Origin of the sequence: Fusibacter ferrireducens (assembly GCF_015352425.1) — a bacterium.
In the GTDB taxonomy this organism is placed as follows: domain Bacteria; phylum Bacillota; class Clostridia; order Peptostreptococcales; family Acidaminobacteraceae; genus Fusibacter_A; species Fusibacter_A ferrireducens.
This window is the reverse complement of record NZ_JADKNH010000004.1, coordinates 379523-403834: the sequence shown is the minus strand read 5'-3', so window position 1 is coordinate 403834 and position 24312 is coordinate 379523. Positions and strand designations below refer to the sequence as shown.

General features: G+C 37.4%; 24 protein-coding genes. 7 read left to right on the top strand and 17 right to left on the bottom strand.

The window, feature by feature from the left end:
* Positions 1–233: 233 nt before the first annotated feature.
* Complete coding sequence (locus ISU02_RS08810) at positions 234–1550, bottom strand: PTS sugar transporter subunit IIC (protein WP_194701442.1); 1317 nt, start codon at positions 1548–1550, stop codon at positions 234–236.
* 317 nt (positions 1551–1867) lie between these two features.
* On the opposite strand from ISU02_RS08810, the gene ISU02_RS08805 reads away from it, so the two are divergent.
* From ISU02_RS08805 to ISU02_RS08795, 3 genes are all read left to right on the top strand, one after another.
* Complete coding sequence (locus ISU02_RS08805; protein ID WP_194701441.1) at positions 1868–3091, top strand: hypothetical protein; 1224 nt, start codon at positions 1868–1870, stop codon at positions 3089–3091.
* Between the two features lie 129 nt (positions 3092–3220).
* Positions 3221–4012, top strand: a complete 792-nt coding sequence (locus ISU02_RS08800) for a MurR/RpiR family transcriptional regulator (RefSeq protein WP_194701440.1) — start codon at positions 3221–3223, stop codon at positions 4010–4012.
* Positions 4013–4085: 73 nt separating this feature from the next.
* Positions 4086–4295, top strand: coding sequence for a hypothetical protein (locus tag ISU02_RS08795; RefSeq protein WP_194701439.1), 210 nt, complete (start codon positions 4086–4088; stop codon positions 4293–4295).
* Between the two features lie 254 nt (positions 4296–4549).
* Here ISU02_RS08795 and arcC read toward each other — a convergent pair whose 3' ends face one another.
* The 5 genes from arcC to ISU02_RS08770 form a co-directional block, all read right to left on the bottom strand.
* Positions 4550–5494: a carbamate kinase gene (gene arcC / locus ISU02_RS08790; protein WP_207736232.1), complete on the bottom strand. Its 945-nt coding sequence runs from the start codon at positions 5492–5494 to the stop codon at positions 4550–4552.
* Between the two features lie 90 nt (positions 5495–5584).
* Positions 5585–6577: an ornithine carbamoyltransferase gene (gene argF / locus ISU02_RS08785; RefSeq protein ID WP_194701438.1), complete on the bottom strand. Its 993-nt coding sequence runs from the start codon at positions 6575–6577 to the stop codon at positions 5585–5587.
* 209 nt (positions 6578–6786) lie between these two features.
* On the bottom strand, positions 6787–8019 hold the full coding sequence (gene arcA, locus ISU02_RS08780; RefSeq protein ID WP_194701437.1) for an arginine deiminase: 1233 nt from the start codon (positions 8017–8019) through the stop codon (positions 6787–6789).
* A gap of 440 nt (positions 8020–8459) precedes the next feature.
* Positions 8460–8726: a Veg family protein gene (locus ISU02_RS08775; protein ID WP_228727759.1), complete on the bottom strand. Its 267-nt coding sequence runs from the start codon at positions 8724–8726 to the stop codon at positions 8460–8462.
* Between the two features lie 144 nt (positions 8727–8870).
* Positions 8871–9728 carry a sugar phosphate isomerase/epimerase family protein gene (locus ISU02_RS08770; RefSeq protein ID WP_194701435.1) on the bottom strand — a complete coding sequence of 286 codons (858 nt, stop codon included), beginning with the start codon at positions 9726–9728 and terminating at the stop codon, positions 8871–8873.
* A gap of 161 nt (positions 9729–9889) precedes the next feature.
* Here ISU02_RS08770 and ISU02_RS23750 point away from each other — a divergent pair, with 161 nt between their 5' ends.
* Together ISU02_RS23750 and ISU02_RS08760 are read left to right on the top strand one after the other, a co-directional pair.
* Positions 9890–10108 carry a hypothetical protein gene (locus tag ISU02_RS23750; protein ID WP_207736231.1) on the top strand — a complete coding sequence of 73 codons (219 nt, stop codon included), beginning with the start codon at positions 9890–9892 and terminating at the stop codon, positions 10106–10108.
* 33 nt (positions 10109–10141) lie between these two features.
* Positions 10142–10459: a YbjQ family protein gene (locus ISU02_RS08760; RefSeq protein WP_194701433.1), complete on the top strand. Its 318-nt coding sequence runs from the start codon at positions 10142–10144 to the stop codon at positions 10457–10459.
* Between the two features lie 16 nt (positions 10460–10475).
* On the opposite strand, the gene ISU02_RS08755 is transcribed toward ISU02_RS08760, so the two are convergent.
* From ISU02_RS08755 to ISU02_RS08740, 4 genes are all read right to left on the bottom strand, one after another.
* Entirely contained in the window at positions 10476–11078 is a 603-nt protein-coding gene (locus ISU02_RS08755) for an SOS response-associated peptidase (protein WP_194701432.1), read from the bottom strand.
* Between the two features lie 144 nt (positions 11079–11222).
* Entirely contained in the window at positions 11223–12734 is a 1512-nt protein-coding gene (locus ISU02_RS08750; RefSeq protein ID WP_194701431.1) for a bifunctional diguanylate cyclase/phosphohydrolase, read from the bottom strand.
* Complete coding sequence (gene ercA / locus ISU02_RS08745; RefSeq protein ID WP_194701430.1) at positions 12718–13869, bottom strand: alcohol dehydrogenase-like regulatory protein ErcA; 1152 nt, start codon at positions 13867–13869, stop codon at positions 12718–12720. Before ercA ends, ISU02_RS08750 begins: the two co-directional genes overlap by 17 nt.
* 49 nt (positions 13870–13918) lie before the next feature.
* Positions 13919–15091: an FAD:protein FMN transferase gene (locus ISU02_RS08740; protein WP_194701429.1), complete on the bottom strand. Its 1173-nt coding sequence runs from the start codon at positions 15089–15091 to the stop codon at positions 13919–13921.
* Positions 15092–15194: 103 nt separating this feature from the next.
* Here ISU02_RS08740 and ISU02_RS08735 point away from each other — a divergent pair, with 103 nt between their 5' ends.
* Positions 15195–16754: an amidohydrolase gene (locus ISU02_RS08735; protein ID WP_194701428.1), complete on the top strand. Its 1560-nt coding sequence runs from the start codon at positions 15195–15197 to the stop codon at positions 16752–16754.
* A gap of 31 nt (positions 16755–16785) precedes the next feature.
* On the opposite strand, the gene ISU02_RS08730 is transcribed toward ISU02_RS08735, so the two are convergent.
* From ISU02_RS08730 to ISU02_RS08700, 7 genes are all read right to left on the bottom strand, one after another.
* Positions 16786–17739: a DUF4097 family beta strand repeat-containing protein gene (locus tag ISU02_RS08730; RefSeq protein ID WP_194701427.1), complete on the bottom strand. Its 954-nt coding sequence runs from the start codon at positions 17737–17739 to the stop codon at positions 16786–16788.
* A gap of 12 nt (positions 17740–17751) precedes the next feature.
* Complete coding sequence (locus ISU02_RS08725; protein ID WP_194701426.1) at positions 17752–18099, bottom strand: SHOCT-like domain-containing protein; 348 nt, start codon at positions 18097–18099, stop codon at positions 17752–17754.
* Between the two features lie 2 nt (positions 18100–18101).
* A complete protein-coding gene (locus tag ISU02_RS08720) occupies positions 18102–18470 on the bottom strand; it encodes a DUF2089 domain-containing protein (protein ID WP_194701425.1) in 369 nt (122 codons plus the stop codon).
* A 51-nt stretch (positions 18471–18521) separates the two neighbouring features.
* Entirely contained in the window at positions 18522–19838 is a 1317-nt protein-coding gene (locus ISU02_RS08715) for an MFS transporter (protein WP_194701424.1), read from the bottom strand.
* A gap of 330 nt (positions 19839–20168) precedes the next feature.
* Positions 20169–20984, bottom strand: a complete 816-nt coding sequence (locus tag ISU02_RS08710) for an EFR1 family ferrodoxin (RefSeq protein WP_194701423.1) — start codon at positions 20982–20984, stop codon at positions 20169–20171.
* A 124-nt stretch (positions 20985–21108) separates the two neighbouring features.
* Positions 21109–22032: an SPFH domain-containing protein gene (locus ISU02_RS08705; RefSeq protein WP_194701422.1), complete on the bottom strand. Its 924-nt coding sequence runs from the start codon at positions 22030–22032 to the stop codon at positions 21109–21111.
* Positions 22033–22112: 80 nt separating this feature from the next.
* Entirely contained in the window at positions 22113–22547 is a 435-nt protein-coding gene (locus tag ISU02_RS08700; protein ID WP_228727758.1) for an NfeD family protein, read from the bottom strand.
* Between the two features lie 156 nt (positions 22548–22703).
* On the opposite strand from ISU02_RS08700, the gene ISU02_RS08695 reads away from it, so the two are divergent.
* Entirely contained in the window at positions 22704–24146 is a 1443-nt protein-coding gene (locus ISU02_RS08695) for a sensor domain-containing diguanylate cyclase (protein WP_194701421.1), read from the top strand.
* The last annotated feature ends 166 nt before the right edge of the window (positions 24147–24312 follow it).

The following is a 24312-nucleotide window of genomic DNA, read 5'->3' as shown; positions in this document are numbered from 1 at the left end:
TGGTCTAATAAAAGAAACTGATATTTCCGTGGCTTAGACTAAAGCTTCATTTTTGTAGGGCCTAAAAGACCTTTATTAAGTATGCCCTTTTTTACTTTGAGCTACTTTATTTTTCACGCTAACTATCCTTGTTTAAGTCGCATTTTTTATCCTCTATCAAAACAAACTTGACAAACTAACCAAACAAAACAAAAAAAAATGGGAAATTGTCTCAACAGACACCTTTTGCACGATTACTCTGCTCTTTCAGTTTTGAGCACTTGCTCATCGTAGGCTTTAATAAAAGGATAACATATGATAATATCCACCAGCAATAGAGCAAACCAAAGTGGAATGGTTTTAACATCCGCGGTTGACAACCATGCCTGAAGTGGTCCTGGTGTGGTGAACGGCAATTGTATGAAGAATTTATTTATAAAATTCGATTTCATTAAGAAGTAAACCACTGTAAAATTCAAATTGTTGCAAATCAACGCTGGTATATACGTGAAAATATTTAATACCGTCGGCAAACCAAAAATCAAGGGTTCATTGATATTGAACAAACTAGGTATTGCAGCAACCTTACCGACGGACTTAAGTTGAGAAGATTTAGCAAACAACAAAATTATAATGACAATTGCCAAATAAGAAATCCACCCTCCAAAAGTGCTGTTTACATATCCTGCGAAAACTTGCGGCATCACATCACCTTTTGCATATGCCTCTGCATTTACGGCAAGTCCCATAGTCACAATTGGTGTCGTAACCACGCCAACCATATTGGCACCATGTATACCGAAAAACCAGAATGTCGTCATCAAAATATTGATTAGAATGACTGAAGGTAGGGAATCTGTAGCTCTGAGAAGCGGTTGGAATAATTTATAGATCAACGCTGTCAATCCAGCACCTGTAGCAGATGTCACCATCGCATTGAGTATTAAGAAAAAGATCACATTAAAAATCATAGGTAATAAAACATTGAACGGTGCAGCGACATTAGGCGGCACTGAATCTGGAAGTTTAAAGCCAATGTTACGTTTCTCAAAGAAATGATTGATTTCTACAACTGCAATTGCAATTAAAATGCCTGTAAACATCCCTGCCGCCCCCATATTGGCAGTTGGCATAAAATTTCCTTTTTCAAGTGCTTGCGGTGCGGCGGCGATAATCATAAAGATGAAAAGTGCTGAAAGCATGTTCATCATGCCATTCATCTCATAAGATTTCGCCAGTTGATAGGAAACTCCACACACAACATAAAGTGCAATAATCCCTATAGTCAAATTGTATGGAATCATCAAAGTGCCAATATTAGCCGTTGCCCATGCTTTCCATGCGAGCAAAAATTTGAAAAAGAAATTTGTTGCTTGAAGGTTTGTACTGACAGGTGGAACCGCTAACAAAACCGAGAAACCACCAACGATTGTAAATGGAATTAGAACCGTGAGTCCATCCCGAATAGATGCCAAATGCCTTTGAGAAGCGATTTTTGTAGCCACCGGCACAACAGATCTTTCCATCACTGCTTGAAATTTTTCTATAGCTGAAACATTAGAACGCCCCATCTTACTTTCTCCTCTCGTTGCAAAATTGTTAAATTCCCACACTTAATTTAGAAGTAAATGTGGTTATCAAATCCTATCTGAACACAGAAATATCGGCCGAATCAAGGTGTATATTACCCCCTCTTTTTTCAATGTTCACTTTAAATCTGAAAAAACGCACAATCCCTAAATTGAAGAACTTAGCTTAAATTTAATGTACCATACAATGAAATTCATTTCAATATTTTTTATTTATTTATGAAATGTATTTCATTTTTATTTCAAATCCATTATAATGAGTTAAGGAAACAGCAATCACGTAGAAAGGAATACACAAAATGAAAGTAGGTTTTAACAAGTTAGACATCACACCTAAAACACCTGTCTCCATGTCAGGATATGGCATTCGACCTAAAAGCAACGGTGTGCTGGACCCAATTGAAATCAACACCATTTTTATCCAAAATGACACTGCCGTGCTGCTCATCATTGTGCTTGACTCACTCATTCTAGAGGACCAATTCGTGCAGGACATGCGTGCCAAACTTTGCGCTCAAACGCAAATATCAGACAACAACATCCTTCTCTCCTGTATTCATACACATGCCGCACCGACTTTTTTTCAGATTTTAAAATCTTATGAAGATGAAGTTGAAGGAGAGCTTCGAGAAAAATTATTTGACCAAATGGCATTTTCCGCAGACTGTGCCATCAAAGGTACCGTTGAGGCCACAGCTCATTTCGGCAAACGAAAAATCGAAGGCTGCTATGGCAATCGCAATGACATCAATGGTCCTGCTGACAAATATTATTACGAAATCCAATTTTGTGATCTTTGCAATAAGCCCATAGGGAAACTTTCAAATATTTCCGTCCATCCGACGATTCTTCATGCGGATAATTTAAAACTGTCGGGTGATCTCATTGGACGACTGAGGCACCGCCTTAAAGCCGTTTCTGATGTTGAGACGATTGTCTTTACCAATGGCGTCTGCGGTGATGTCTCCACACGGCTTTATAGAAACGATGCCACAAGCGATGAATTGACGGTTGTTTCAGAAGCCGTGCTGACTCAAATCACTCAAACAACACATCCCTCAGAAGTGACATTTGAAACTTTTCGAAATGGTCATATCGAAATGACACATACTTTCAATTTCGAAGAAGAACCTTTTCATTACAGTGAATGGCAACGCCTTTCTGAAAAGGGCAAAGCGGGCATGCTCAACCAATACGAAGGCTACCTTTTAGACAAGCTCAATGCACAGAAAGAAGTTTCGCCTTTAACTGTACATTTTGAATCCAGACATTTTGTCATTGATGATCGCTTAATCATCTGTACATTACCCGGCGATATGAATTCGGTATTTGGCTTTTCAATCAAAGAGGCCTTCCCCAATTATGAAGTTATCCTGATTGGCTATTCTGATGCTTTTGTCGGATATTTTGTTGAAGAAGCTGAATATGGCAAACACTTTGAATCATACAATTCTAGAATTGCACCTGGTGTTGCAGAAAAATTCATTGAATCAGTCAAAGGCTCCATACGATGTATTTTATAATACAACCTTATTATGTGATCACCAATTTACCGAATCATCTGCATGCAAATACTGGCATTCATTTTTTTACCAGTGTATAATAACATTAATGCAAATTGCGCACAGAAATTCTATAACAGAGGTGATGTAATGAACAATCCAAGCCCTTTTCCACAAATACACAATTTGAATCCCTTTGAACAAATGGCTATTAAACGCAATACTTTTACAAAAAAAGAGTTGGTTATATATGAGATTTTCACTAAAGATCTTGCTTCTGTTTTTCGAGATTCAATGGCAGATATCGCTGAAAAATACAACGTATCCCAAGCGACCATTACACGCTTTTGTCAGAAAGTCGGCTATAATGGCTATAACGAATTCAAATACGATCTGTACCGTTATCAGAAAAAGGGAACTATTATTCAACAGGGGCCAAGAGAAGAAAGTGTTTTTTCACTTTATGCAAAACTTATAATGAGTATTGAAGCCGCCATAGACGATGACACCATGCGTCAAATTTCCAATGAGATTCTTTGTGCAAAACACGTCGTTATTTCAGGGACGCATAAAAGTGCTCTCCCTGCACAACTGCTTCAATTCAATCTCTTTAAATACTCCATCGGCGCCTTGTTCATAGGCAATGACGCCATGCAAGACATTCGTTTTTTTCTCAATGATCCATCCTCCATTTTGATTTTATTTACGATATATGGCGGACACTACAAAAGGCTGTTTGACGATTATCTTTCGGATGCAAAGGGCAAAATTGTCGTCATCACAGCAAATAATAAATTCACTTATAAATCCAGAACTGACCATATGATTTGGCTGCCAACTGCCGAAAATCAAAATTATTCGCGTTATCTCGAAAATCAGATTAGTCCCTTTGTTTTCACCGATATTTTGTCGTCATACATTGCCGATGCTCTAAATCGCTAAAAATAACTTATCCATTTTAAAGACAGATCTGCAAATCTAAGATCCAAAACATTTTATTTATAGGAGGTCCCACATGATTGTTATAAATTGCGCTATGATGCAAGATAAGTTTACGGAAGCCATTCAAGCTTCTTCACTAGACTTGAAATTCATAAAAAAAGAGGGCATGCAACTCTGCTTTGAAACATCTGGTGATGAAAAAAGTGTTGCTGCAGCTGCCAAAGCTTATCTTAAAAGTTGCCCTGACTTCAAAGCACTTTATTATCAAGTCAATGTCAAGTAGTAAACGTTCCCATCAACAATATTTGAGATAGTACTCACGGTCACCAAACCGTACTAAATATAATGACATTAAAAACGCCCCAATCCATCTTTTTTGGGGCGTTTCTATATGCCCATCGCATAAGGCAATCTTACTGACTGTAGCCCCCTTGCTCTGCCTACGACCTATCCTCACTTAGTCCTGTATTTTAATGTAAAAAAACCACGGATACAATCTTTGATTATATCAGTGGTCCGTTGTCTTAATAGATTTAATTAATTATTTACAAACAAGGTGCCTGTAGTGCCCTCAATCCCCTCTTTTGATTTTTCAAGAGAAGTGATCAGAGCCTTTCTACCCGGCTTAGATTTTAAGAATTTAAGTGCTGCTTGTACCTTTGGCAACATACTGCCTTGTGCAAAGTGACCCTCTGCAATATAGCGTTCTGCCTCTTCTGCAGATAAACTGGACAACCATTTCTCTTCAGGTTTTCCAAAATTAATGGCCACTTTTTCAACTGCTGTCAAAATGATGAGATAATCCGCATTGAGCAGTTCAGCAATTTTGGCAGAAGCAAAATCCTTATCAATAACCGCTGGAATACCAACAAGTGCATTTCCATCTCTATAAACAGGAATCCCACCGCCACCAACAGTGATCACCACATGACCATTTTCAACAAGCGTCTTTACGGTTTCTTTTTCAGCAACATCAATTGGCAGTGGAGATGCAACAACCCTTCTATATCCTCTACCAGCATCTTCTATCATATTGTAACCCTTTTCAGAAATCATTTCTTCAGCTTCTTCTTTAGAATAAAACGCACCAATTGGCTTCGTAGGCGTCGTAAATGCAGGGTCATTCTTATCTACAATAACTTGTGTGATCACTGTAGCCACAGGGATGGACATCCCCCTATTTAAAAGTTCTTCTCGGATGCCATTTTGAAGATGATATCCAATGTAACCTTGGCTCATGGCCCCACACTCTGGAAAAGGCATTTCTGGCGTTTTGAATTCAGATTGAGAAGCCGTCGACATTGCCAGATTGATCATGCCAACCTGCGGGCCATTACCATGCACTATGATTACTTCATGCCCTTCAGCAATGAGATCAACAATTGGTTTTGCCGTATGTTTAACAAGTTGTACCTGCTCATCTGGGTTCTTCCCAAGTGCATTGCCCCCCAGAGCAACAACAATTTTATTCTTCACTTTCATAAAAAAGTCCTCCTATAGCTCATATCATGTGTAAGCGCCTCTCACAGAGGCGCAACATAATCGTATAAGTTGTAGTAAAATACGATCAGATTACAGGTTACCAATGGTCGATACCATGACTGCTTTAATGGTATGCATTCTGTTTTCCGCTTCATCAAATACAACAGAGTACTTACTTCTAAAGATTTCATCGGTAACTTCCATCGCTTCAACGCCATGAGCTTCATTAACTTGTACACCCACTTCGGTCATTTGATCATGGAATGCTGGTAAACAGTGCATGAAAATAACATCTTCATTTTCCGTCTTCTTTATCATTTCCATATTGACTTGATAAGGCATTAATTGCTTAATTCTTTCAGCAAACATATGTTCTTCGCCCATGGATACCCAAACATCTGTATAGATCACATCAGCACCTTTAACGGCATCTATGGATTCACTCAATTCAATTTCCCCACCTGTCTCTTTACAAACAGCTTTCATTTCAGCAACCAGTTCTTCCGCTGGCCACAATGCTTTAGGTGCAAGTGCAACAAAATGCATGCCCATCTTAGCGGCTCCAATCATTAAGGAATTCCCCATATTGTTTCTCGCATCGCCTGCATAAACAAATTTAACTTTATTAAGCGGCTTTGAAACATGTTCCATAATGGTTAAAAAATCAGCTAGTATTTGCGTTGGATGATACATATCTGTTAAGCCGTTCCAGACTGAAACACCAGAATACTGTGCTAATGCTTCAACCGTTTCTTGTTTAAACCCTCTAAATTCAATACCATCGTAAAATCTACCTAAAACTTTAGCCGTATCTTCTATACTTTCTTTTTTACCCATTTGGCTGTTTGTTAAAAAGGTGACTTGTGCACCTTCATCAAAAGCAGCTACTTCAAATGCACATCTCGTTCTCGTAGATGTTTTTTCAAAAAGAAGCACGATGTTTTTTCCGTCTAAAAGATTGCCTTTAATACCAGCACGTTTTTTTGCTTTTAAATCTTTTGAAAGGTTTAATAAATATCTAATTTCCTCAGATGTGAAGTCTTTCAAAGTTAATAAATGTCTTCCCTTTAAATTTACAGGCATGAGCTGTTCCTCCTTAAATTGGACTAAATATAATTTAAGCATTGTGCTTAAGTGCAATTTAATACTTACAAAATCATTTTACCCTATGTCGGACTATTATGCATCTCAATTATCGAGATTTAATATTATTCTTCTTACTTATAGATGATAAACCTTAGAGTAACTCCAAGGTCAATCCCTTTTTAAAATTTTTTGAGACCCTTAATTCTTTACAACTTTTCTCTATAAAGCGGCATGGACATACACCTAGGACCGCCACGACCTCTAGACAATTCTGATGATGGGATAACATGAAGTTTTACCCCCTCTTCCTCTAGCAATCTATTCGTCACATGGTTTCTTGAATAAACAACAACCTCACCAGGTGCTATCGCAAGAGTATTGGAACCATCATTCCACTGTTCTCTTGCAGCATCGATGCCTCTTTTGCCACCACAACGGATTAACTTAACTTGATCACCACCCAGATATTTTGTCAAAATATCCTCTAGTTTTTTGGTTTCCTTTTCAATCACATATTCGCCTCTTCCATCGCCCCTTTGGATCGAATATACAGTTAACGGCCCTTCAATCTCTGGATGTATTGTAAATTTATTATGATCTACCATTGTAAACACAGTATCTAGATGCATAAATGCACGTTCTTTAGGAATATCAAATGCCAGTATCGTTTCAAAGGGTTGTCCATCAGCGAATATACGTTTAGCAATTATGTCAATAGCAGCTGCATCCGTTCTTTGAGAAACACCAATTGCAATGACTTTATCACTTAAAACGAGTTCATCGCCGCCTTCTATTGCATAGGGCTGATCTCTATCATACCAATAAGGGACTTCAACATCCTTAAACAAGGGATGATACTTAAAGATATATTTGGCAAAAATCGTTTCCCGTCTTCTGGTCACCGTTCTCATTTTATTAAGGGATATGCCCGTGCCCAGGGTTGCAAATGGATCTCTTGTAAAATAAAGATTTGGCATTGGATCAACTACAAACGGATAATCCATTTCAATCATATCCGACAAAGAGTGTGACAAGCCTATTTTAAATTCTTCGCCTCTTATGCCCGCCATCATCTTGTCCACTAAAATCTGATCGTCATTAAAACTTTGATAGTACGCTCTCACTTGCGCCATCCTTGTTTTGTTGATAATACCTGTTTCGCTTACAAATTCATCTATAAAGAGTTCTTTTACAGAGTTATCTTTTATTGTTTCAGCCATTAACTTTTCAAGATAGAAAACTTCAACATCATTCTTCCTAAACACCTCTGCAAAGGCATCATGCTCTTCACGTGCTACTTTTAAGTATGGAATATCATCAAATAAAAGTCTCTCCATTAGGTCAGGTGTTAAGTTTTCTATTTCTTCACCAGGTCTGTGTAGGAGTACCTTTTTAAGTTTTCCGATTTCTGAATAGACTTGCAATCCATTGTAATTCATATTACCCCCTCTTTCAACAGTTACCAAAATATTACATATTATTCATCTTGTTAACTTCTTGTCTAGTATAGCACTTCTATTCTAAATTTATCAAGCCTATATTTTTCAACGCATACATGCTTTTATTGTTTTATATACGCATTCTGTATATTCATCCATTGAATAAAATTACATCTTTTTACAGCTCCGATTATTGCTTTACCCGTTCACTGACTTATACCTTTTTTAGGGATCTAATTGCCACATTTCCAATTGTATATTAATTAATGAGATTTAATAAAATTGTTTGCTATTTTTTTTAATTTTCTCACAATTTCAAGAGGTCTATTTTAACCCATTTCGATATGCCGATTTCAAATTATTGCCGTTTTTCACCCTCGTTTGAGTTCAATACTTTCTGAATTTTGGGCAAAAAAAAAATAAGGTTCCCAGCCTTATTTTCACGATACCTTTATTCTATCGGTCGTACCCAAAATCGTAACTTCAACAGACTCTGTCAATATGTCTGAGTAGCTAAATGACACTGTCCTCTCCGAATCTCTACCTTCATCAACACGAACGGTGAAAACACTTGGAAAAGCATCTTGTATTATGCCCTCTCTCACTTTAGCTTTACGTTTTCCCTTATTCGTTCTTAGGATGACCTTTTTACCCAAACAGTCTTGTACATTTCTTTTGATATCATCTAATGTCTGTCTAGTTGCCAAATCTACCACCATCCTTATACTATAGCTAAGATTATTGTAACATCACAAACATAAAATGTCAAATATTATACAACGTCTTATAAACATTGTCAATACTCATTTTCTTCATTTTTCTTACTTTTTTTCTAAGAAGTTAACAAATATTTAACAATTAGCGAAGTATTTTACGAGACTTTCTATCCCTGCTTTATAGTATTTTTCCCCTCTATAGAGGGGTGCAGCTTCTATTATGATCGGTTTATCTAACTTTGAAATCAATTCTAAGACTTCCAACGTATTAAAAGCCCAGCCCTCTTCTACGCGCTGATCAATGTGAGGTACAATATGCTTAAAGTTCAAATAGCTTTCACTACTCGCGTAAACGCCATTGCCTCTTGTTGTCCACAAATGAAAAGCCTCAGCAACTTTTGAAAATTCTTTCAGTACAGTCATGAAGTCAAAACCCCAAATTTGAGACGCAAAATAAAGATGCCCTGTATCGACGAGAATTCCTAAATTTGAAAAAGCAGCAATTTCATCCATCCACATTTGAGGCTTATAAAAATTCACATTAGAGCCAAAATACTCTAGAAGTAATTTAACTTTATACTGTTTGGCTAAAGTATCTATCTTAAAAAGTACTTTTCGAAGTCTGCTTAAAAAAACAGACTCTTCTTCAAGTACTGTCACTATGCCTGGGAAATGTACCACAAAATATTCTATATCATATTTTGACAACGTTCTAAAATTGAGTTCAAGCATTTCCAAAGCAATGTCGCGCTGAACCGCATCTTGTTCCAAAAAAAAAGCATCTAAGTAGTCTCTCGTAAATCGCTCTGGCAATTCAATTGGTAAATGTACCGATAAGGGTACTTTAAGTCTATTGGCACGTTCGATTTCATCATAAATTCTATTTCGATGCATCTGAAAAGTACCTGCTCTTCCCAGACAAACTTCTACGCACTCCAATCCATACTGGCTTAATGCATCTATATCAAAATGAACTGTATTCGTCCCCAGCATTGGTCACCTCTTGATTCATTATTTAATGCTTTTTTAATACCTAACTTCCTCTAATCTTTGCTAAAATAGAACTATGGAGATCACTTAACCCCCCTATTATTTTATCATAATTTGATGCAATATTAAATGTGTCAATTGCTCTACGAAAGGACCGATTTGCTATGATTAAAAATTTGAGTATCGCATTTGTTTTCTTGCTCGTATGCATCATGACTGCCGCAATCTCAACAATATTTTTTCCTGCCGTACGTTTGCTGGTTGTCGTTATCAATGCAGCTGCAGTGGGGCTTTTAATCATTGGCATCACATTAATCATCAGTCTAATCATCGATCGCTATCGCGATTATAAAAACGAAAATGATGATTACAAAAAATACTGATATTTTAAGCGTTTTTTTAAAGGAGGCATTTTTATGTTATTGGTTAACACACCAAATATTCCTGGTAAAACTATCATTCAAACCATTGGATTGGTAAGGGGGAGCACCATTCGTGCCAAACATATCGGCAAGGATATCACCTCAGTATTCCGTCATCTTGTAGGTGGTGAAATGAAAGAATACAGCGAAATGCTCAATGAAGCTCGACAAATTGCAACCAAGAAAATGGTAGACGAAGCAACGAGTCAAGGGGCAAACGCTATTATCAACATTCGATATGCCACTTCCAGTGTTGTTCAGGGTGCCGCTGAAATCTTAACATATGGCACTGCCGTTATTGTGGAAGACTAATTTCCAATTTCATTTTTTAAATTTTTTCGAAGAAATCTTCTGAAAAAAAAGACAACTGTGTACTGGACTCTAAATTTTCTGCTGAAAATTTTAGAGTCTTTTTTAGGTCGTAATGAAATAAGTATTTTTTAAGTTGTACTGCTTTAAGCCATTGATCTTGTTCTGTTTCTTCGATCACTAGTGGCATTCGATTGTGAATCCATTCCATTTCCGGTGTCGCTTCAGTTGTGATGATACTAACAGTATTACTGTGTAAGTCAAATAATCCCGCTAAGTTTATAATTTTAGAATCTGCTGTGATCTTCATTTTACGCTTGTGTATATTCTCCCACTCATAATAGCCCGATGCTGGGATAATACAAGGTCTAAAACGATCATATAATTTTGAGTTCAAAACGGTTTCAATTCTAGAGTTGATCAGTATTCTTTTGGGCGTGAACTTCAACCCCCATATAAATGAGCGCCTTTCATTAAACTCCCCATTGTGAGTGATTGCAAGTATTGATTGTCCAGGAAAGATTTCTTCTTTCTTTTCATAAAGTGCATTAAAGTCATCTAGAATCCCATAGCGTTCTATAAGCGCTTCATAATCCGCCTCCAATAAATATCTGCCACACATTTTAACACCTCTCCATATCTACTATATGATTAAACCTACGTCCATACAGGCAATCACATATGCGCTCTAAAAAAAAGAATCTTTTTCAAAATGATTCAAAGTCATTTCAAAACGGATTCTTATAGCGCTTTGCAATCTATTGACTTAATTCGAATCTCCACCATCTGATTTTAAAAGTTCAATTTGTGTAATGTGTTTGAGAAATAAATCAGTGAGTACCGGATCGAATTGTTTACCTTTAAATCTAACAATCTCCTCTAAAACCAGCTCTCGCTTCATAGCCTGCCTATAAGGTCTATCATTTGTCATGGCATCATATGCATCTGCCAAAGACAGTATGCGACATTCCACAGGAATTTCTTCTCCAGATAATCCCAATGGATAACCACCGCCATCCCAGTGCTCGTGATGCATCAATATAAGATTGGCAATGTGAGCAAGTTCAGTAGATGCACTGGCAATCCTCTGTCCAATTTCACAATGCGTCTTCATAATGGCCATTTCATCTGCTGTAAGCGGTCCAGGTTTCATCAGAATATGGTCTGGAATACCCACCTTCCCGAAGTCATGAAATTTAGCAAGCAATTGAAGGCTTCCAAGCTGATGTTGAGGCAATCCAAGCTTTTGCCCAATAAAGAGCGCAATAAACTCCAGCCTTTCAGCGTGTCCTTCTGTAATATAATCTCTCGCTTCTAATGCACTCATCATAGTTGTTACAATTTCATTCCTGACACTGCCGCTTTTAAGCAATTTTTTTTGATACATCATGCGATCTGCCTTGGCAAAAAGCAAATGCGTTTTATTCACAGTTTCAGAATGCATCGCATAACCTGTGCTAACACTCATTTTAATTTTTTTATCGAGCTCATAAAAATATTTGAATTTTAAATCTAAATCACGAATCAACCGATCTAAGATCTTCTCATCGACATTCTCCAGTATAACGCCAAAGTCATCGCCACCCAATCTGCCTATAATGCCTCGATCTCTAAAATGACTTTTTATAACTTCTGCAATTGCCTTAATCATATGGTCTCCAGTCAAATGACCAAAGGCATCATTTATAAGCTTCAAACCGTCAATATCAAACAGAATAAGGCCAATGTCTTGGACGCCACTTTCACACAGTTCTAGGAGTCTCTCTTCAAAGAAGGAACGATTATAGAGACCCGTTAAATAATCCCGTGTTGCCATGTATTCCAGCTTTTCAAAAAAATACTTTGACTCGGTGATATCTCGAACAATCATGAGCACTTCATCTTTACCCGTGGGCACAATCCGCATCTCAAACCATTTTTTTGCAATTTCAAGCTCAAAGCTTCTCGTTTCAGATACAGCTAAAACGGCTTCAACCGTTTGGTTAATTTTATCAGACCACTTCGAATCAAATATGGCCTCAAATACCATCTTCTTTATGGGATCTTGGTTGATTTCATTTAACAGAATGAGCTCGCCATAATACTCAAAAAAATTGCCCTCGGAATCCCGCAAAATGAGTAAATCTGGTATCGCCTCTAAAAGTGCGGAATTTCGAGCATTTATCTTTTCAAGTTTTTTTATGGTTCCCATCAATTCAGGGTAATAGTTTTTCCGATTCGAACTTTCTCCAAGACCAATAATTTTTTTCCTCAACAGCTCATTATTTTTTTGATTCATCGCATAAAACCCTCTCAAATACTTTTATAACATCTTCTTTTGACATCACAGTTGGATTCGTTACCATACAAGGATCTTGCAGTGAAAATTCAGCTAACTTCTGAATTTCATCAGACTTAATGCCCAAATCTATTTTAGCTTTTATGCCCAGCGTATGCCTCATGCCACTAATAGCTTCTATCAGAGTCTCTTTACAGGGATTTTGAACCCCAAGGGCCTCGGCAATGGTCATATAGCGCTCTTTAGCGAATTCAAAATTATGATCAATCACATGTTCAAGTAAAATACTGTTACACTCACCATGCGGCAAATCAAATAGGCCACCTAAGCTATGCGCCATTGCATGAACACCTCCTAGACTGGCGTTTGAAAAGGCAATTCCCGCGTGTAAACTTGCAAGCATCATATTATTTAAGGCCTCTTCATCATGCCGATCTCTGTAGAGGGGGAGCAAATTCTTGCTGATCAATCTAATGGCTTCAAGGGCGTGCAAGTCAGTAAACGAAGACGATGCATTTGAAACATATGCCTCTATGGCATGTGTAAGCGCATCCATACCTGTACACGCAGTCAAATAGTCATCCATCGTTGTCAGAAGTTCCGGATCAATCAATGCTAAATCTGGCACGACTTTTTTAGAAATAATTGCGATTTTCACAAGGCGCATTGTATTTAATATAATGGCAAACTGTGATACATCCGCTGAAGTTCCTGAAGTGGAAGGGATACAAACAAGTGGTGGCCCAGGATACGGCACTGAATCAACCCCTTCATAATCGACGATATGCCCACCATTAGTGGCAACAATCGCAATCCCTTTGGCGCAGTCCATAGGACTGCCACCACCAACCGCCACTATAAAATTACACTCTTGTTCCAAAAAAATATCTGTGCCCACCATGACATCAATATCTCTTGGATTTGGAAAAATACTGCTGAACACATGATACTTTATGTCCGACGCTTCTAAACTCTCAATAATTTCTTGAACCCATCCAGAACTTATAATACCTGAATCCGTTACAATCAGAACTTTTTCAGCTCCTAAATTCTTAGCATAGGATCCAATAAGCTTTCTAGAATTAAAGCCAAATATAAACTCTGGAATTACTATTTTTCTAAGCTCTTTAGTCATAAAAACACCTCTTTGAGCTTTTATACCCGTAGAAGTGCTTTTTAAAATTTTATTTTGTACTGAATACAAATTCTTTTAGGTTATAATTATTATTCGTCAGACTAAAGACCGATTTTGTACCAGATGTCCCATAAATTGAACCATCTTCCATAATGAAAAGGGCGTCCACTTGGTCTAGTGATTCCACATAAGCATAACCGGCTTGAAGCCCCATGACAAATACCGTTGTGGAAAGCGCATCTCCCACCACTGATTTCTCAGAAATAATAGAAACGGATTGTAAATGATTTTCTTCTGGATAGCCTGTTTTAGGATTCAAAATATGATGATATCTTTTGCCGTCTTCTACAAAAAAACGCTCGTAGGTTCCAGAGGATACAATTGAATTGTCTTGCAATTTTAAAATGCCCACAATATCCTTGTTTTCACCTTTTGGATCTCTAACACCAATTGACCAAGCCTCACTATTGGGTTTATGACCCACAGTCAAAACATTACCACCTAAGTTTATGATTGCACTTTGATGGCCTTCTTCTTGAATCAAAGTCTTCACCTGATCAGCAATGTAACCCTTTGCAATTGCACCCAAATCAAGCGACATGCCCTCTTCTTTTAAAAATACTGTTTGGTCGGTTTCATTTAAAAGAATATTGCGATAGTCAATCTTAGAAAGAGCTTCTTGAATTTCAGATTCAGTAGGGACATGTGCGCCTTCTGATCCTATACCCCATAGATCCACCAACGGCCCTATGGATATGTCAAAACCGCCACTAGATATTTCTCCGTATTGAATGCCCATTTGTATGAGTTCAAAAATATCCGATGAAACCTTTACAGGTGCCTTACCTGCATTTTCATTGATCATAGAGACTTCCGAAGTCGTTATATTCTTAGAAATCAACTTTTCAAATTGATCGATCTCTTCAAAGATGCGGTCAAACTGTATTGCAGGCACTTCTTTATCTGAATAGATGCTGATTTTAATATAAGTCCCAATTTGAAAACTGTCTTGAGATGTGATCACACGATTCGTCTTAGAATCCTTAACCACAGTAGATGCACTTCTGACAATGCCTTCCGTGTTGGATTGCCCATTTTTCACTTCGTTGGCAGACGCTCTTTCTGAACTGTTGGCGCCACAACCCACTAAAATAAAAACAACCACCATATTCAATGTTAAAATCCATAAAAATTGAATGCTTTTCTCTATTCTTTTATTCAATTTTACCTCCTTGTTCATTTCCTCGATTTATTATAACATGCTGACATGAAATTAACGATACGATATAATGAATATTAAGGAAATGAAAAGGGAGGGCGCACAGATGAAACAACTTTTTTATAACGGCAAAATTCATCCGATGACTATGCCAGAGGCTTATTACGATTACATGATTGTGGACGGTCCATATATAGCAGAACTTGGCCATGGCATGCCCAAATTAAAAATGCCCTCATTTGATCTCAAAGGCAGATTCGTTTGTCCAGGTTTTATAGACACTCATATGCACTTGCTGAGCTATGGTGCTTCACTCACTCAATGTCAACTTGACGACTGTACAAGTATAGAATCCCTTCAAAATAAACTCAAGCAATTCACTGACACCCACGCCGAAAAATGGATTATCGGCCGTGGCTGGAATCACGACTTCTTCAAAGAACAGCGCTTGCCCACAAAACAGGACCTTGACAGCATCTGTCCCGATCGACCTGTGCTGCTCAGAAGAGCCTGTGAACATATTGCCGTTGCCAACTCAAAAGCCCTTGAAATATGCAATATTGATTGTAACTCATTCGTTGAAGGCGGTGCTATTGACATTCAAAATAGCTCTCCAACGGGCATTTTGCGTGAAAATGCCCTGTCGCTGATCACAGACCATATGCCCACACCAGATCAAGATACATTGGTTCAATATCTTAAAGAGGCCCAGTCCAAGTTGCTCAGCATGGGTATCACTACTGTTCATACCGACGACTTGCTCTTTGTCTCAATTTCTGAACACCTTAAGCTTATTGATCTCATGAAATCGATCTCTGATTATCCTTTGAGAATCTATGAACAAGTACAATTGCTCACTCCTGAAAATATCAATTTGTTCTCAAATCTAGGTCTTTGCACAGGTACTGGCAATTCACACTTTAAAATTGGTCCTCTTAAAATACTGGCTGACGGCAGTCTCGGTTCAAGAACCGCACGCCTCTCCGTTCCATACCAAGATGATCCCAAAACTCAGGGCATCTCTACTTACACGAAGTCTGAATTGGACACGCTTATCAAGAGTGGTTTGGATCATGGTTTTGATCTGGCGATTCACGCCATAGGCGACTACACCAATGCCATTGCTCTTGAAACAATTGAAAAATATAGTGAACCCAACAGACATCGTCACAGCATTATTCACTCTCAAATTATGACTTTGCCCCTGATTCAAAAAATGGCTTCTCTCTGCGTAAACGCTCTAGTACAACCTGTTTTTCTAGAGTATGATATGCTCATTGTTAAAAATCGCGTAGGCGAATCGCTCTCTCAATACTCATATGCCTACAAGTCTATGAAAGACGCTGGCATCAAACTTGGATTTGGCTCGGATTGTCCTGTTGAATCTCCAAATCCACTTAGAAGTCTTCATTATGCAGTAACGCGAACAAGACCTGATGGCATCTCATTTAACACGAGCGAGGCCCTTACACTATACGATGCACTTTCGGCATTTACACGGGATGCCGCTTATTTCTCCCATGAAGAACACTTAAAAGGGCAATTAAAAAAGGGATACCTCGCCGACTTTGTTATTCTCAGCGAAGATCCCTATAAGACACAATTACGCGATATAAAAGTGGATCAAACTTATATTGACGGCACCTGCGTCTATTCACGATTTTAAACCCACTTTTTTGAACCAGAAATCGTATAGCCTACTTTTTATCGAATAAAATTTTTCCAGAAACTGTGGAAGCTTTGATCCATCGATCTTCTGAGCGGTTCGAAACATTTACGCGGCGCTTGCCACTTATGTCTTTATCCACAACTGCAAAGCCACTAGGATCGATTCCACCGGACAGTGAATCCATAGAAAGATTGTACTTTTCAGGCGTCTCAACTTTAATGTCAATTTTACCTGATACCGTTGAAAAATCAGCTTCCTTGATCTCATCACCACCATCAAATTCAATGCTGCCTGAGACTGTTTTCCCCTTTGCCGTGCCATGCTGACCCGTTATTTTTAAACGCCCTGATGTGGAACCGTAGACGCCGCTTTCACATTTCACATCTTCTGATATAACCGATCCTGAAGTGGACTTGCCCTTGATCACTTGAGCTTTTACCCCTGTCATATACACTTTGCCACTCACTGTTTTAAAGGTGAAATCTACGCCATTTAAGCCGATAGCAGAGAGGTTTCCAGAAACACTTGAGAACTTGCCCTGATCAACCACAAGATTCATTGGCAACTTTATATTGATGAAAATTGTTTTGAAGAGATTGTTCTCACCTGGGTCTTTGAAAAAGTTGATCAAATCTCCAAAAGAACCGCTTCTCTTTTCTTTTATGGCAATATAGTTCTCTTCTTCGTAGAATTGTAACCAATCTGGTTTTTCCACAAGTTCACGCGTTTGAGGATTCAAAAGTTCAATTGTCACATCTTCAACATTTGATCTTTCAATATTGAGCTTGCAAGAAACAAGTGCCACATCAAAATTTTTTAAAGTCTCACGCTCTGTTCGGCCATAAGTATATTGCTCTTCTTCATTTATGGAATCCGATTCAATCCTTTCTGTTTGCTCAGCTGCTTCGATGAGTTCAAGCCCTTCCTCAACACTTATTTTCCCAGCTTCTATCATTTTCAATATTTCAAGTTTATGATTCATCTTTACCCTCCCCTACTCTAAACTGATGGATACCACGTGCCCATCATCGGTTGTTATATTCATAATTTCACCTTCTTGGCCCGATTGAATCATCTCAAGAATGGCTTCCATATCAATATCAGTATCCACATGTTTGACAATTTTAGAACCAAATACTCTGAACAGCTTTGCAGGCAACTTGATATCTACTGATTTCTCTGCTTCATCACTTGTGACCACTAATCTAACCCATTTGACACTTTCCACAGGCTTCTTCTCTTCTCTTTTTTCTGAAACAGCATCCAATAATTTTAGTCCCTCTTCAGAAGAGATCGTTCCATTCTCAATCAACTTTAATATTTGTAATCTGTCTTCACTCATTTTTATTCTCCTTTCAATCGTTTCAAAGCTTCATCAGAAGTAATTTCCCCTTTGCTCAATTTCTCCAAGATTTCTTTTTTACTGAGTTCTTCTTCACTTGGTTTCACATTATATCCAAGTGCGCCAATAACTTGATCCAAGTTCCGTCTGACCGTTGGGTAAGAAATACCCAAATCTTTTTCGATCTCCTTGATATTGCCTCTGTTTTTAATAAAAATCTCGATAAACAACTTATCTTCTTTTGAGAGATAACTGAACTTATCCAAAACAAAATCGCCTTCAATGCTTGTTTTACAATGCTCACAATGCAACTTAACGACTTTGAGCTTAGATTGACAAACAGGACAATTGCCCAAAACTTCTTTCTTCAAAATATACACCTCTTTTCAATTGCAATTTTAATCTAAAAACACTTCTGAAAATTACCAATATGCTTTAATTTCTTTATTGACTAAAAATACTGAAGATATAATCAATGATAATATGCCACAGATGAGAAACAACAGCCAAGAGGCCACTCGGTCTGCCAGTAGTCCCATAATGATAAAGCCCACTGGTACTGCTGCTTGAGCAAGTGTCGTAATCATTGAAAGTACACGACCTCTATAAGCATCCTCAATTCTTGTCTGTAAGATCGTAAATAATGGAATGTTTAAAAGTGAATTGATAATAGCAAAGGTTATTCCCACTACAGCCCATGCAGCTAAAATCTCAATTCCCTTAAATTGATTTAAAACCCAAGGCATCAACGGAATGGCAAACAAAACGAATACAAAGCATTGACTGATTAAGGCAATAGATATCAATTTAAAATAGGATTTTTTCACAGGAAGCATGGAAGCAATGATCATGCCCAGTATTGACCCGCCTGCAAAGATCGCTTCGAAAATACCAAGCTCTCTAGCGGATAATAACAAATCAAATTTAATTACTCTCGGGAAGACAACCATATAAATCGGATTGGCAATCAGATTTAACAGTGTAAAAAATATGACGGTCTTCAACAATGCTGGTTGTTTTCTAATATAATTGAACCCTGCTTTCATATCTTGCTTCATTTCTTTGAAATCGATATTTCCAGTGGCCTTTTGCTCTAGAACTATAAACATTTCGGATAAACCTGAGAGCATAAATGAAATCACATTTATAATCAAAATACCCACAATCCCAATATAGTAGTAGAGAAATCCAGCTGCAGCCGAACCGACTATGATCATGAGTTGTCTTGACATGCCATTGTATGAATTTGCTTTATTCAGCTGACTCTCATGTACAATGTTCGGCACACTTGCATCTACCGCTGAGTTAAAAAGTGAACTCAATCCATTGCTTATAATTGTGATGACAAAAATGCTTGCAATAGGATAAAAGTCTGCGTAAATTGCCACAGTCAGAATCGCAAAGAGCACGCCTCTCATAAAATCAGTGCCGTATATAATCTTCAGTCTATTAAATCGGTCTACAATGACACCGCCCATCGGCCCTACCAAAACATGTGGCAAGATCATACAAATACCAAATCCTGAAACAATTAACCCCACATTCTGAGCAGTGCCTTTACTCATAAGATACCAAATAATTGATATTGAATAAAGTGCATTCCCCAAGTTTGATACAATCTGTCCTAACAATAAAAGCATGAAATTTCTATTTTCTAAAATATTTTCTGATGTTGTTTTTTCTGATGTTGTTTTTTCTGATGTTGCTTTTTCTGATGTTTCCAATGTATTTTCACTCATTTATCTTCTCCTTAATGATCTAACCCCTATCGGTTTCTTGTCTTAAATCTAATATAGGCTTCCAGATCATCAAAGTCAATATTGTAATTTATATTCTAACCTTATTCTAACTTTTAGATTAAAATAATTAATTTAGAAGTTAAATGTATTAATCTTTGCTTTAATATCTTACTCTTTTGATCACTCTTGTGACACATCAACACCATTTTCAATAATATGGGGTAAATTGAGCTTGAATTTTCACTGATAATTTGCCTGATTGATACTTCAGAGAAAATAAAAAAAGCTGTGTCAAAAGTCGTTTTTTACTGACTTCAACACAGCTTCTATCTATTCATTTCTGGGGTCCCTTTGACTGATAATCTGTTCAATTGTCGCAAACGGATGGGCGTATCTGCCATTGTTTTCAGTCATTCCACTGATCTGAGAGGCTTGCATCTCACAAAAGTTTAAGCAAGCAGAGCACCTATAGCATTCTTTATCCTCAGGCCAGACAGGTCTTCCTTGAATCATTTCGATTCGCCTACTTGGACAGACGCGTTCACACTTCCCACAACCAATACAATTTAAATCTGAATACATTTTTTGAGGTTTAGAGCCCATTGTACTGAGCATAAATCTGAGCACGTTGACGAATGGCACTTTCCGATTCGCCGTTGAATCCTTGACCAGAAATGGCTTCTGCTCTAGGATTTTGAGGCATATGGATTCGAGTTCTAACTCCCATTTGTTTTCTAAAGCCTTCATTTGATCCTCAGTCAAGCTCTTAAAGTCAAATTTGGGATCGTTGCTAGGCATGTTAAAAGACCACTGTAAATCCAATTTTTTATTTTGTCTCTTGAGAATTGAATTGATTTCATTAAATGCCGAATGCGTTGTGCCAATACGTGTTGCCAGTGCAAAGAGATACACCTGTTCACTGATAGCGAGCCTTTTGATAAAGCGCCTCATAGGCACTGGCAATGTGGTCATGTAAATCGGAAAAACAAACCCTATTTGCGTTGCCCCATCATTGTGAATTATGGTTGTGTCATCATAACTCAGTATTGGGATCAACTCGCAATCTCCAATAAGGACTTTAAGTCTATCGGCAATATGAAGCGAATTTCCCGTTCCAGTAAAATAGTAAATTAAAGTTTTACCCATTAAAAAAACTTCCTTTCTGAGCGCCTTTTTATTGTGAGCAAAATGAATTTAGAAACGGATGTGATCCACAAAAAAAGGAAATGACAATTCTGAAATTCGAACTGTCATTCCCTTTTTATGTCATCTATTTCTTAGCAATTTCAGTTAAACTTGTTACTAAATTAGCAACACCTGCCAAATCAGATGGTACAATGATCTTAGTTGCTTGTCCATCTGCAACGCGTTCTAATGCTTCAAAACTTTTTAATGTGAGCACTGCTTGATCCGCGCTAGCAGCTTTAAGCATTTCAAGACCTTGTGCAGTTGCCTGTTGAACTTTTAAGATAGCTTCAGCTTGACCTTCTGCTTCTCTAATTTGAGCTTCTTTCTTAGCTTCAGCTCTTAAAATTGCCGATTGTTTTTCCGCTTCTGCATCCAAAATAACAGATTCCTTTTTACCTTCAGCCACGAGAATTGCCGAACGTTTCTCACCTTCTGCTCTTAAGATAGATTCTCTTCTTTCCCGCTCTGCTCTCATCTGTTTTTCCATTGCTTCTTGAATATCTTTAGGCGGTAAAATGTTCTTAACTTCCACACGATTAACCTTAATCCCCCATGGATCTGTGGCTTCATCAAGGATACTTCTCATCTGTGTGTTGATAAGATCACGTGAAGTGAGCGTTTCGTCCAATTCAAGTTGTCCTATGATATTTCTAAGTGTTGTAGCTGTTAGATTTTCAATTGCTACAATGGGCTGTGCAACGCCATAAGTAAATAATTTTGCATCTGTAATTTGATAATAGACAACTGTATCAATCTTCATGGTTACATTATCTTTTGTAATAACAGGTTGTGGTGGAAAGTCCACTACCATTTCCTTTAAGGATACTTTTTTTGAAACTCTGTCCAATAATGGAATTTTAAAATGCAATCCTGTTTCCCAAGTGCAATTATAAGCACCTAGACGTTCAAGTACATATGAACTTGCTTGAGGTACAACTCTAATATTACTGACAACCAGTAGAAAGGCAAGTACAACAAGTATTGTTCCTAATATAAAACCACCCATATAATCCTCCTATAATCTAATATGATTTATCTGAATCTCAAAGATCAAGCAAACAACATTTGACGATCATGAGTTTTCATTTATTTTTTCTTAACAATCAATTTAACGCCCTCTACCGCTAAAACTTCAACTTCTTCATCTAAGTCAATTTCTTCATGCTCTGGACATTTTGCCGTCCATATCTGTCCATTGACTTTCACAAGTCCAGTTTCTTTCATCTTGATTGCTTTGGTTACATAACCTGTTTGCCCTATAATGGCATCAATATTCGTTTTATTGTGACCAATTTTGAGCACTTTTTTGGCAATTGGTCTCGTATAAATTAAGAGTACTGCTGCCACGATGATGAAAACCACCATCTGAATCACAATATTGAATCCCATTGCGGATGTAATAAGTGCTGCCAAAGCACCCACAGCGAACCATATTGATGTAAGTCCTAGTGTGGCAGCTTCAATCAGAGTGAATACCACAATAAGAATTGCCCACATTATTGTAAAATAGTTTAAACCCATGCTCTCACCTCCTAAAGCAAGCCACTCTATACTACCCTATAGATAGTAATTCATGTATAATAGAATTATCTTAATCTTATTATATCCCTTTAGCTGTCATAAAGTATTAAGAAACTCTTAAAAATCTAAAAACCTTGGGTAAAGGAGGCCTTTAAATTGAATAAATTTAATTATCATATAGTTTTGCACTTTGTTATGATTTTGGCTTCTAGCATGGTCTTTGTGTTTATCGTCTCAAAGCTCATTCAATGGTCTTTATTATTTGCAGTTTTTTTTCTCACCATTAGCCTATTTGGACTTTACCTTTTATTAGTCATGCGTTATACTCGATTTCAACGTTTGATCAATAAGACGCTGGTAAATATACGCGAGGAAATGGTCGATACACCCATTTATGATAAAATTCTCCCTGCCACTTCAATAGAGGATAAAATCGGATTACTCCAATCTTACCATCTCAGTTCTGATGAATTTGAAAAAAATATTCAGCTCGTTCTTGAATATATAAAACAGAGTCACAATACCATACTAGAATTGAATCGATTAAATTATTGCAAAGAAAGTACTTTGGATACAATACTTGCCGTCAGCAACCATATTTTGGACCGCAACGCTGATGAAGCCTTCTATACACTTATCCTCGAATCTGCAATTGATGTTATAGAAAATGCCACTAAAGGCAGTCTACTGATATTAAATGCCGAAACAAACAGGTATGAATATCAAGCTGCTGTAGGATTTGATCTGGAATATTTAAAAAATATCGACTATGCTTTAGAAGAAACATTTTTATACCAGGGTGAAGATAATAAAATTTACAAACCATTGGTGGTTTCAGATGTTCAAAATTTTAGTAATACTACGCTCTCTGAAGAAACCATCGGATGGCTTTCAAAAGCAAATTGGCTGGAGGGCAAAGAAGCGCTTTCTTCACCCATTATAATCGATAATAAGCTTTACGCCATTTTGAACATAGACAGTAGCCAGAAAAATGCTTTTGATGAAGTGGATATCCAACTCATTCAGTTTTTCAGCGCACAAATTTCTATAGCAATTCGCAATAAATTATTGGTGGATGAAACCATTAAATTATCCAAGTTCGATAAGCTCACAGGCGCTTATAATCGCAATTATTTTGAGAAAATATTTGAATCTCATAATGAAATATCACTTGAAAATCTTGAACCTTATGCCATTGTACTCTGTGATTTAAACTTTCTAAAATCTATTAACGATACCTTTGGCCATACTGCAGGCGACCTTGTGCTTTCAGAGTTTTCAAACATTATTCAAAACTCTATTAGAGATTCCGATATTTTTTCTAGAGTTGGCGGCGATGAATTTGTACTTCTTCTGAAAAATATCCGCTATTCTAAAGCTGAGGAAAAGATGGCCTCCATATTCGACAAATTTGAATATTATACGATTAATTTTAGTGGCCATAAACTACCTGTTAGCTTCAGTTATGGTCTAGCCGCCTCTCCTGATGATTCTATGGTTTATGATGTTCTCATCAAGATTGCTGATATCAGAATGTATGAATTTAAAAAGAATTATAAAGAAACACATCAAGATATTTTAAATTCCATATTGAGCTAGAACCGTTTTTTGAAAGGCAACACACAGTTGAAAGAAAAATTGTCGCCACTGGAATTATGTGAAGCAAACAGACGTTTGTCAACAGTATCCACAGACTTATCCACAATTTCAGTTTTTTCCTGTTGAAATCCTGTTAATTTTAACCGTTTACAGTGTGGATAAGCCT

Excerpts from the sequence above, each read along its gene's own strand:
- ISU02_RS08810 (WP_194701442.1), bottom strand. The coding sequence starts at position 1,550 with ATGGGGCGTTCTAATGTTTCAGCTATAGAAAAATTTCAAGCAGTGATG.
- ISU02_RS08805 (WP_194701441.1), top strand. The coding sequence starts at position 1,868 with ATGAAAGTAGGTTTTAACAAGTTAGACATCACACCTAAAACACCTGTC.
- ISU02_RS08800 (WP_194701440.1), top strand. The coding sequence starts at position 3,221 with ATGAACAATCCAAGCCCTTTTCCACAAATACACAATTTGAATCCCTTT.
- ISU02_RS08795 (WP_194701439.1), top strand. The coding sequence starts at position 4,086 with ATGATTGTTATAAATTGCGCTATGATGCAAGATAAGTTTACGGAAGCC.
- arcC (WP_207736232.1), bottom strand. The coding sequence starts at position 5,494 with ATGAAAGTGAAGAATAAAATTGTTGTTGCTCTGGGGGGCAATGCACTT.
- argF (WP_194701438.1), bottom strand. The coding sequence starts at position 6,577 with ATGCCTGTAAATTTAAAGGGAAGACATTTATTAACTTTGAAAGACTTC.
- arcA (WP_194701437.1), bottom strand. The coding sequence starts at position 8,019 with ATGAATTACAATGGATTGCAAGTCTATTCAGAAATCGGAAAACTTAAA.
- ISU02_RS08770 (WP_194701435.1), bottom strand. The coding sequence starts at position 9,728 with ATGCTGGGGACGAATACAGTTCATTTTGATATAGATGCATTAAGCCAG.
- ISU02_RS23750 (WP_207736231.1), top strand. The coding sequence starts at position 9,890 with ATGATTAAAAATTTGAGTATCGCATTTGTTTTCTTGCTCGTATGCATC.
- ISU02_RS08760 (WP_194701433.1), top strand. The coding sequence starts at position 10,142 with ATGTTATTGGTTAACACACCAAATATTCCTGGTAAAACTATCATTCAA.
- ISU02_RS08755 (WP_194701432.1), bottom strand. The coding sequence starts at position 11,078 with ATGTGTGGCAGATATTTATTGGAGGCGGATTATGAAGCGCTTATAGAA.
- ISU02_RS08750 (WP_194701431.1), bottom strand. The coding sequence starts at position 12,734 with ATGAATCAAAAAAATAATGAGCTGTTGAGGAAAAAAATTATTGGTCTT.
- ercA (WP_194701430.1), bottom strand. The coding sequence starts at position 13,869 with ATGACTAAAGAGCTTAGAAAAATAGTAATTCCAGAGTTTATATTTGGC.
- ISU02_RS08735 (WP_194701428.1), top strand. The coding sequence starts at position 15,195 with ATGAAACAACTTTTTTATAACGGCAAAATTCATCCGATGACTATGCCA.
- ISU02_RS08730 (WP_194701427.1), bottom strand. The coding sequence starts at position 17,739 with ATGAATCATAAACTTGAAATATTGAAAATGATAGAAGCTGGGAAAATA.
- ISU02_RS08725 (WP_194701426.1), bottom strand. The coding sequence starts at position 18,099 with ATGAGTGAAGACAGATTACAAATATTAAAGTTGATTGAGAATGGAACG.
- ISU02_RS08715 (WP_194701424.1), bottom strand. The coding sequence starts at position 19,838 with ATGAGTGAAAATACATTGGAAACATCAGAAAAAGCAACATCAGAAAAA.
- ISU02_RS08710 (WP_194701423.1), bottom strand. The coding sequence starts at position 20,984 with ATGGGTAAAACTTTAATTTACTATTTTACTGGAACGGGAAATTCGCTT.
- ISU02_RS08705 (WP_194701422.1), bottom strand. The coding sequence starts at position 22,032 with ATGGGTGGTTTTATATTAGGAACAATACTTGTTGTACTTGCCTTTCTA.
- ISU02_RS08700 (WP_228727758.1), bottom strand. The coding sequence starts at position 22,547 with ATGGGTTTAAACTATTTTACAATAATGTGGGCAATTCTTATTGTGGTA.